The organism is Rhodohalobacter sp. 8-1, assembly GCF_038150125.1.
Taxonomy (GTDB): domain Bacteria; phylum Bacteroidota; class Rhodothermia; order Balneolales; family Balneolaceae; genus SW132.
Genome location: NZ_JBBVMF010000020.1, coordinates 77,970 through 87,997 on the forward strand (window position 1 = coordinate 77,970; position 10,028 = coordinate 87,997).

General features: G+C 43.6%; 5 protein-coding genes. 4 read left to right on the plus strand and 1 reads right to left on the minus strand.

The annotated features are described in order from the left end of the window. The first annotated feature begins 12 nt into the window (after window positions 1-12). A complete protein-coding gene (locus AABW11_RS16535) occupies window positions 13-1,404 on the plus strand; it encodes a RagB/SusD family nutrient uptake outer membrane protein (protein ID WP_340106244.1) in 1,392 nt (463 codons plus the stop codon). Between the two features lie 2 nt (window positions 1,405-1,406). Then, the gene (locus AABW11_RS16540; RefSeq protein WP_340106245.1) at window positions 1,407-2,225 is read left to right on the plus strand and encodes a DUF4984 domain-containing protein; all 819 of its coding nucleotides are present in this window, start codon (window positions 1,407-1,409) and stop codon (window positions 2,223-2,225) included. Window positions 2,226-3,510: 1,285 nt separating this feature from the next. Here AABW11_RS16540 and AABW11_RS16545 read toward each other — a convergent pair. Continuing rightward, window positions 3,511-4,938: a GWxTD domain-containing protein gene (locus AABW11_RS16545; RefSeq protein WP_340106247.1), complete on the minus strand. Its 1,428-nt coding sequence runs from the start codon at window positions 4,936-4,938 to the stop codon at window positions 3,511-3,513. Between the two features lie 530 nt (window positions 4,939-5,468). Here AABW11_RS16545 and pyk point away from each other — a divergent pair. Both pyk and porW read left to right on the plus strand, forming a co-directional pair. Beyond that, window positions 5,469-6,911 (plus strand): pyruvate kinase, encoded by a 1,443-nt coding sequence (gene pyk, locus AABW11_RS16550; RefSeq protein ID WP_340106248.1) that lies wholly within the window; start codon window positions 5,469-5,471, stop codon window positions 6,909-6,911. 277 nt (window positions 6,912-7,188) lie between these two features. After that, the gene (porW, locus tag AABW11_RS16555; protein WP_340106249.1) at window positions 7,189-9,957 is read left to right on the plus strand and encodes a type IX secretion system periplasmic lipoprotein PorW/SprE; all 2,769 of its coding nucleotides are present in this window, start codon (window positions 7,189-7,191) and stop codon (window positions 9,955-9,957) included. Window positions 9,958-10,028 lie beyond the last annotated feature (71 nt).

The window sequence follows — 10,028 nt, forward strand, 5'->3', positions numbered from 1 at the left end:
TAAAGTATAAGAATGAAGAAACTAACATTATTTTTAGTAGCAGTAGGTATAATCGCGCTGTTTACATCGTGCGATGATGAATTGGCTACGTCCCCATACGATTCTATCGATGCGGATGCAGCCTATCAAACCGTTAGTGATCTTGATGCCGGTGCATTAGGTGCTTACGCAACAATATCAGGCCAAAATATTTATGCGATAAATGCATTAATGACTGACCAGCTCAGAAGAGCAGATTCCAACACCGGACAAGGGATGCAGATTTTTAATCACAATATTATTGCCGGAGACGGTACTATTGAAGGTGCATGGGCCAATGCATATATAGTGATTGATAGAATAAATCGTGTCCTCGAGGCAATCGAAACTATTGAACCTCAAAATGCTGATGAGACTTCTTTGGTTGAGCGTATAACAGGTGAAATGCTTGCCCTGCGCGCCTATCAACATTTCGATCTGTACAGAATTTATGTGGATTATGATGCTGATGGCAGTGGACTGGCTGTTCCCTATATGACAGAATCTGTCATAGGATCACCAGCAAGAGACACAAAGGCTGATTTCTTTAGTGCCCTTGAAGCCGATCTTTCACAAGCAAATAATTTGCTAAGTTCTTTTGGGTTTTATTCAAACCTTCGAATGAACTTGCATGCCGTAGAAGGACTACAGGCTCGTGTAGCACTGTACCGGGAAGATTGGTCATCGGCAATTGATCACGCTTCTAATGTGATTGATGCAGTGAGTCTTACAAGCAGGACAGACTACCCCAACTTATGGGATGACAGCCTTCAGGGTGAAGTAATTTTTAAACTAAGAAGAACAGATGGTACCATTAATCTGACTGAAAGATCAGGCAACGATGATATCTTCTTCTTTGCTTCAAACGAACTCTCATCATTGTATGACGAGACTGACGATATTCGGTTTTCAACATTTTTTCAAAGAAATGCACCGGATGAAGTTCAGGTTTTTAAATACAATAAAAGAACAGATCAGAAAAACGTAGCGGATATAAAAATGATGCGCGTTTCTGAAATGTATCTTTTACGTGCTGAGGCATATGCTCAACCGGGTCCAACCCAGGATCTGGGCGCAGCTGAATCAGACATGGATGCTTTGAGAGCGGAGAGGCTTGCAAGTCCCATTCCTGTAACTTATAGCAGCTCACAAGATGCTATCGATGATATATACGTTGAAAGAAGACTGGAACTGGCATATGAAGGGCATAGGTTCTTCGACCTCAGAAGAGCTAACCTGCCTATTACCAGGCTCGAAGAGGATATTGATGGAGCTACGAATACAGAAACGGAGTTTCTTGCTGCAGATGACTATAAAATGGTTTATCCCATTCCACAGTCAGAGATGTTCGCAAATGATAATATGGTCCAAAATGAAGGTTACTAATTATGTATAAACTGAAATCATTATTTTCAATATTTACGGCTCTTATTATTACGGCTTTGTTATTTACAAGCTGTGATACACTAAGCTTTGAAGAAGCAGATAAAACTTACGATGGTGACGTTAAAGTTAAATTTACCAACTCGTCAGTAACGCTCTTTGCAGAGGAAGATCAGGATTCACAGTCCATTGAAGTCTCTACTTTGAAGCCGATATCTGAGGCCAGAACATATTCATTTGTTGTAGTTGATGATGAGTCAACCACAGCTGTTGCCGGTGAGGATTATACACTGGTAAGTAATGAGTTTACAATTCCTGCAAATGAAGTAATTGGGCAAATCCCGATCACATTGCTTAAGGATAATTTGGGCGATGCCCCGACTCTTCATCTGCAAATATCTTCAGATGAAGTTGCCTCATACAACGCAAATGTTATCGTAACACTGCGCCAGTTTTTCCCTTATAATCAAGCGGACTTTGTTGGGGAATTTGAATTGGTCTATCCATGGTGGTTTGGTGATGCCCAACCCCGGGTAGTAACTACAGTTGCCGGTGATGATGAGAATACAATCATCGTTCAAAATATGCTAGGAACCGGAACGGACATAGAATTTACTATGGATGATTCCGATCCTGCTAATTTCACGGTTAGTTTTGACAGGCAGGCTGCATGGGTGTCAGGTACGTATGGCGAAGCAAGAATGTTTGGTAGTGGAACATTTGATGCTGAAAATACAATCATTGAGGCCGAAGCTACTCATACAGTAGCAGCCGGTTCGTTTGGAACGAACCCTTTTACAATGACTAAAATTACTGCTGAGTAAAATTTGAGTTAAATATTTTCTCAACATTCGTTGAAAAGGCTATGCTTTAATTAGTATAGCCTTTTTTTATGCACCGAAATAAGCTATTTGCCATGAGGTTAAAAGACCAAACACACCCTGCTGGCCAAAAATGTCTTCTGCTAAAGGTGTGTAATATGTCCCTATAATGAATGGGAAGATGCCATTATGATGGGATGATTGGTTGTATTTTAGGAAGCTTTTAGCAAGTGCCCGGTCCTGCGAAAAAAATTGCATGCCTGGATGTGATATTGGCTAAGAGTACGATACAATACCGAACCCGGTGGTTGTACGGAAGCCTGCCTTTATGTTGTTTGCTAAATGTTTGGTCATTGTTCCCGTAATCTATTGTTTGAACATTTGAAGGAGGTTTCAGCTAAGATCTAGAATGAAAAGTTTATGAAACTAAGTTCGATTAAAAGACTTTTTGGCTTTTATTCATAAAGTAAACTTTTTACACAGCAGGGAGTTTTTGCCTGAATTTTAATCGTTCTCAATTGTTGACGTAAGCCAAAATCCAAAAGAGTAACAGTCCCGTGTAGAAGGACAAGTTCAGGTTAGATTAATATATCTTCATGTTCAGGCGGATATTATTGGCTATGTTGATCGGTGTGGGTAAAATTAAAAGTGCTTTCATGATTGGTAAAGATTTTAATCTCCGTTGACTTTCTGCTGGCTGAAAAAAACATTGAAAGGGTCATAGAACACAGCCTGGGGCACCGCCCCGGATTGCAGAAACGGGTTCTATAAAATCCCGGGGCAATACATAACACCAACGTTCCATACTTTATCGAGGGATGGTGACCAGAAACCAATGAGGGGCGTCTGGACGTTGATTAAGTTCAAAAGTGCTACCATCGGAATTAACTAAGTGCCCCTATTTATTTTTCGTACCGATGGCTTTAGGGGTGTTCTTGTTTACCTGGGGCGTTGCCCCAGGCTGTGATCCGTGACCCCTTTTGGCCAAGCCATCCCTTCGGGGCAGGGTCTGAATGAAATCTATGTCGAAGATCCATGTTCAAATCATATACTCAGAGGAATGAAAACTGTTAATAACAGCATCCACTAAATAATGAGGAACCATTAATTACCCAATAAAATCAACATAGAGCCTTTTTTAACAGTAGGCTTTCAAGAAAAATTATGTCGAAACCTGAATGATAATAGCTGATAGGTAGTCGATTGGAAAGGAAAGCGATTCAGAATTCATCAATAACGCAATCTGCTGGATATGATCTTCTTTATGAATCTGACTATTACAAAAAAATTACAAATTCGCCTCTAAAATCCTGCCGCTTCTCCACAACTCCGTCTGTTGATACACGAGGTTGAAGTACGACTGGCTGCGCTGTACGATGTAGTGGTTGAATGGAAAGTATTCGTTGGGAATGCGATTTCGTTCAAAATAGAAGTTCCGTCGGGGGTCGTTCCTGTCGTATGAGTACGACCACTGCATTCTGTTGAGCGTGCGGTCGACGTACCAGGGCGGGCCGAAGAGAATGTAGATCATGCCCATGTCTGTTTTCCATCCCTCTTTAAAATTTGAAAACTGTTTGTTGGCCTGTTCCACTCTTTCATAGTAAAGATTAATGACCGATCGGGCACGGCTTTGGCTTCCCACATTAGAGAGCCAGAATCGGTCGATCGCTTCTTTCAAAGAATCCGGATCCGAAATACTCATCATCTCCTCGTGATTACCCTCATCCATGATATAAATTAACGGAGCCGCCATTTCGCGGGCAGAAGCCACTGACGGGTAATTCTTCGATTTAACGGCGAAATCCCGCGCCCGGTAAATAGTCTCGCCTTCCTGGTCAACTGTTTCTACTTCAAACCTGTAATTGCCCCTGTCGAGAAGATCGTATTTAAATTCAATGAGGACACTTCCGGGCTGATCAAGCCGGCGAACGTTACTGTCGATCTGTTCTGGATCACGAACATCGATACCCTGGTACTGGATAGATGAGCTTGAATAGTTATTATAGCTGAGGCGACGTGCTGCCGTTGTATCGGCTTCGAATCGCAACAGAGATGCATTCACTGTCAGCGGATCTTCCGTATCGTTGTTCGTTACCTGGAATTCAAGACTAAGGCTATCCAGGCGGGAGGGAACGTCATACGTGGTAATTGGGCTGTACTCTCCGCTATTTTCACCTATAATTTTGCCGGACAGTCGGATTGAGGTTAGATTTGTAACCGGGCTCTCGGGATCAGGAATAAGTGTGTCGGTTTTTCTGACGACCGTTCGCCCGGAGCTGTTATCCGTTACCGAAACTTCAATTTCATAACTTCCGGGTTCAACGTCCAGATCTTTTTCATAGCTGAATACTTCCTGGTTCATATAGCTGTCGGAACTCTCAGTAAAAATATCCAGCTGATCTCTTGACGAGGTAGAAAAATCGCCTTCCTTTTCATTTACCCGAATTTCAATTGTTACCTGTGCAAATGTCTGTCCTTCAATTGTACGATAAACTAAGCTCCCGTATACAATTTCCGAGGTAACGCTAATGTAAGGATTGTCTTGAGCGTCAAGTAGGCCAATCGCAGTCATCCTAACTTCCGGATAACCATCCTGGAACTGATACATGCTCCCTCGCTCAACGTCGGGATTCATTGATCTGGCACAACTCAGGAAGGTAAAACAGAGAGCTGTTACTGCAACGTATTTTAAATAAACATTTTGAGATCTATGCATAGAGTTATTTAACAAATAAAAAATAACGAAAACAAGTCGTAAGGCGTGTATAGCAGAATTAACGAAAAAAAAGTGTATTAAATTCTGAATATTCTCAGGATATAATGTAAATATTACAGTAAAGTTATCGGAGAGCGAATAAGTTGCTAATGTTCAGTAAATATTTTGCATTGTATCTACAATACATTTTTGGTTTTAGATCATAACGATTTATTGTCCCGGCTTATTTTGACCAGGTTAAATACGCATTGCTTTTTGCAGATCCCTGTCTTTATGTTCTCTGCTTTTTACTTAATCAGGGGCAGAACACTTAATTTGTTATACGTAGTCGGGGTGGAGTCAGATTACTATATGTTTTGAAAAGCCTTCCTAAACGATAAGTTGGCAGTTTTAACTATAATTTTCTTTTTTATCTCTATTCGATTATGCTTTGAAACAGAACTGTTATAATTCAGCCGAAATAATCTTACGAACAGAGTATAAATCCTTATATTCGAACAATCTGTCTAATTGAACAATGATATATATTTATGCTTTCAGGTAAACGCAGGACAAAAATTGTATGCACACTGGGCCCGAGTTCTAACACTCTTGAAGATATCGAGAAACTTTACAGGGCGGGAATGAACGTGGTTCGGATTAATTTTTCGCACGGAAGCCACGAAGGTCATAAAAAAACAATCGGCTATGTTCGGGAAATTGCGCAAAAGCACAAGTACTCCATTCCTGTTCTGATGGACTTGCAGGGACCCAAAATCAGGGTGGGCACTATGAAAGATGGTGCGCAGCAGATTAATGAAGGCGATATCGTGGAAATTACAAGTGAAGACGTTGAAGGATCTACATCGCTTATTCCAATAGATTATCCCAATCTGATCGAAGACGCCAGCGAGGGCAACCAGATTCTGATTGATGACGGGCTCCTTGAATTGAAAATAATCAAAAAAGGGGCGTCTGTATTAAAAGCCAAAGTAGTAGTGGGGGGAATGCTAAAATCCCGCAAAGGTGTGAACCTGCCTGATGTAAAAATATCGATGTCATCCCTGACTGAAAAAGATATTGAGGATCTTGAGTTTGGTCTGAATGTGGGCGTTGACTTTGTAGCGATGTCCTTTGTCCGGTCAGCTAAAGACGTTCAGGATGTCATCTCCAGAATTAGAGCTGCCGGTAGCAACGCGTCCATCATTGCAAAGATAGAGAAGCCTGAAGCCGTTGATGTGATTGATGAAATTATTGAAGAAACCGACGGTATTATGGTTGCCAGGGGAGATCTTGGCATTGAAATTCCGAGTGAGAAAGTGCCGATGGTTCAGAAGTTAATCATCGATCGCTGCAGGGCAGCCGGTAAGCCTGTCATTACAGCTACCCAGATGCTGGATTCTATGATTAATAATCCCCGGGCTACCCGGGCTGAGAGTTCTGATGTGGCGAATGCCGTAATGGACGGAACCGACGCCGTGATGCTTTCGGGTGAAACGGCGGCAGGTAAGTATCCCGTGGAGGCGGTTCAGGCGATGGATAAAATTATCCGGTCGGTAGAAGAGAATTCCGATCGCTTATACTATAGCCTTAATTACAGAAAGCCGGAGTGGAAGGAAAAACAGGTTGTTGAGTCGCTGGCTTATTCGTGTGTTACCATTGCTGACAATGTAGAGGCAAAAGCTATCAGTACGCTTACACACTCGGGTAATACAGCGCGCAGAATTGCTAAATTCCGGCCACGTGTGCCAATAGTTGCTTTTACAGAAAGCAAAATCGTCCGGCGGCAGCTAAATCTTGTGTGGGGAGTAGAGTCGGTTCGGCTTGAAGAACTTTTTGATACCGACAGCAGTGTAAAAATGATGGAAGATTACCTCCAGAACAACGGTCTTGTGCAAAAGAACGACCGGGTGATTATTGCTACCGGAATGCCGCTTGCCAAACGTGGCCGCACAAATATGGTGAAGGTGAGTACAATTCAGGAAGACTCGTGACGTTCATCAATCCGTGAATCTAAAGTGGTTTAATTCCCCGACCCTTTGGGTCGGAAAAGGTAATAAGTCCCCCTTTGAAGGGGGAAGCGAACGGAGTGAGCAGGGGGATGACTATCTGAGTTTTAAATTCAACCATGTATTGATTCTGAAGCACAAATGATCATCCCCCATTGCCCCCTTCAAAGGGGGACACTCACCTAAAAGCTCATACTTTTATTAAAAAATTATGAATTTCAAATTGATACCTCGTGGGCTCTGCCCCGAGTTAGTTCATCCCGTGAAACGAACTTTTCAAATAGCGTTAATTGCTATCATCGTAGCTGGCTGTGGAACTCCTCTTGAGCAGCCCTGGAAAAACTTTAACGCATATTTCAATACATACTATAACACGAAACAGCACTATGAGGATGGCCTCGATCAAAACCTTAGGCAGACACCTGAAGTGAACCCCGAGGTACCGCTCCAGGTATTTCTTCCCCCTGCAAACGCCGGGCAAGAAGATTTTAATAAGGCAGTTGAAACGGGGGCTACCATCCTGAGAGACCATCCCGATTCGAAATATGTGGAACCGACAATCTCAATTATAGGTAAATCGTATTTCTACAATCGCGAAAACTTTGCCGCCCTGGAAAAGTTTCAGGAAATGCAGACAGTTTCAAGCGGACGTGAAGAACAGGAAGCAGTTTTTTGGCAGGGACGGGTGTACAATCAAATGAAAAGTATTACCGAGGGAATTACGTTCTTAGAGCAGCAAATGAGTGTGATTGAAGATTGGGACCCCGATGTTCTTTCACGTGTTCGGATTCTTCTTGCTCAACTGTACGTAGAAGATAGTAACTGGGGGCGTGCGGCTGAATTATTACAGGAGAATATACCGGGCCTCGAAGAGAAAGAGATTTTGGCACGTGCTTATTTTCTACAGGGCCAGGTTCTGGAAAGACTGGAAGAGTTTGAGGACGCCCGCATTGCGTACAATAGCGTTCCCTCTTCTATCCAAAATTACGATCTTCTGTTTAACGCAAACAGAAAAGAGGCGGAAGTCTTACGTAAGCTGGGTGAGTACGATTTGGCGTTTGAACTTTACCGGCGAATGGAGAGAAATGACAAGAATATTGATGTCAGAACAGAGCTTCAGTACGAGCTCGCGAGAACAGTACAGCTTCGGGGAGAAGCCATGCGCGCGCTCGATATGTATGAGAGTATCCTCAGAAATGAAATAATTACACCCACACCTCTTACAAGGGCAAAAATTTATAACGGCCAGGCTGAGATTTATAGGTTCGATTTGGATGATTTTAAAATGGCAGCTGCTTACTACGACTCCGCTTCCCAGGAACGTGTTGCCGAAAACCGGCTCCCGGAATCGTTTAATGCATCCGAACTTGCAGACTCTTTTGGTGAATACGCGCGTGTATCAGGAGAGATTTCAAGGCTGGATAGCCTGCTTTACCTTGGCAAGCTTGAACCGGCTGCGTTTGATTCTGTAATTGCGGAAATACGGCTTCAGCGGCAAAAAGAACTGGAACAGGAACTTCTCCAAATGCAGCGCCAGCAAAACCAAATCGTTAATGTGGAACAGGAGACAGAGACGGCCTCGGCATCTGCTGAAGCGTCGGAATATGGATTTTTAAATATTCGGAACCAGGTGCGTCTTGCGGATGCCAGCATTCAGTTTCAGGCCATTTGGGGTGATCGCCCGCTGGCTGACAATTGGCGAAGGGGCGCTGATGTAATGGGGTCGGGAATCAGCCGGTTGGAAAATAGTGAAGATGGTAACACTGTGATACGCGATACGGATGTGATTGAGCGCTCGTCGGGTATTCGGGTGTCTCTTGATTTGAGCGAAATTCCCACCACACCGGCTGCCCAGGATAGTATGGTAAAGCGAATGGAGAGCCGATATTACCTGCTTGCGAATGTATTTTTCCTGTCGCTTGATATGCCCGACAGTGCAAAGGTATACTACGAGCGAATTGCATCAAATGATCTGAGCCCTGAATATATTCCCGGATCACTTTACTCTCTCTCAGAGATTGAACTCCTGGAGGGCAATACAGACGGTGCGAGGGAGTGGGGCAGAAGACTTATAAATGAGTATCCGAATACGGAATTTGCTCAACGGATTTCTTCACGGCTTGATATTGAACTTACTTCCAAATCACAGGGAGATGAGCGGTTTGTTGAAGATATTTACGTAAATCTGCAGAAGTCGGGAAGTGAGGATCCGGCCGAAAAAGCTAAAGAATTGCAGCAGCTTGCCCAAAGTGGTTCGTTCGACAGGCAAAAACCTATTTTATTATACGAGGCGGCGCGGGAGTACATAAAGGCTGCCCGGCAGGCGCAAGAAGATTCCACAGAACTGGTTCAAAACTGGTTCGAACAGAATGAGAGCTGGTCAGATCGGCAGCAAGAATTTGAAGAACTTAAAGACTCCGCCGCTACAGTACTCGCCGATACAACACTTGCTGAATCAGATCGTGAGTATTGGCAGCAAATTGCGGATTCAACTCTTTCCGAACCCGACTTTCGATCTATATTTCCATTTGAAGGTACATACTGGGACAGCACCCGGTCGGTACTAAACACAATTGAAAACAGGTACGCATCAAGCAGCTTAATGCCACGCGTTCAGGTTCTTCAGCAAACATTGGCTCCGCCCGAAATAAATGTTCCTGAGAATAATGTCTCTCCCGATTCGTCTGCGGCTGAGACGGCTCCGTCAGATACAACTACGTCGGCCGAAAGTTCTATGCAATGCGCCGACCTTTATCCCGACCTCGCCGTTCGCGGGGGAATCGATCAGTTTCAGGAGTCCATAGAATACCCAAGCTGGGCAACGCGTACAACAATGCAGGGCGAGCTCGTATACAGTCTAAGTATTACACCGGAGGGCGATGTGGCTGATTATGAACAGGTAAGCCGAAATGACCAGTCAGGGATTCCACAGGTGTTTGAACGGGCAATTGAAGAGGATCTGCTATTTGAGCCCACAGGGCATGACGGCATTATCGAGTGTAACTACACCTTTCGCTACCAGACGCGTTAAAACTTTCCGGGTCTATGTTGATCGGTGTGGGTAATTCATTCTTATTATCTAATCACAAGAGAATAGAGCCA

Excerpts from the sequence above, each read along its gene's own strand:
- AABW11_RS16535 (WP_340106244.1), top strand. The coding sequence starts at position 13 with ATGAAGAAACTAACATTATTTTTAGTAGCAGTAGGTATAATCGCGCTG.
- AABW11_RS16540 (WP_340106245.1), top strand. The coding sequence starts at position 1,407 with ATGTATAAACTGAAATCATTATTTTCAATATTTACGGCTCTTATTATT.
- AABW11_RS16545 (WP_340106247.1), bottom strand. The coding sequence starts at position 4,938 with ATGCATAGATCTCAAAATGTTTATTTAAAATACGTTGCAGTAACAGCT.
- pyk (WP_340106248.1), top strand. The coding sequence starts at position 5,469 with ATGCTTTCAGGTAAACGCAGGACAAAAATTGTATGCACACTGGGCCCG.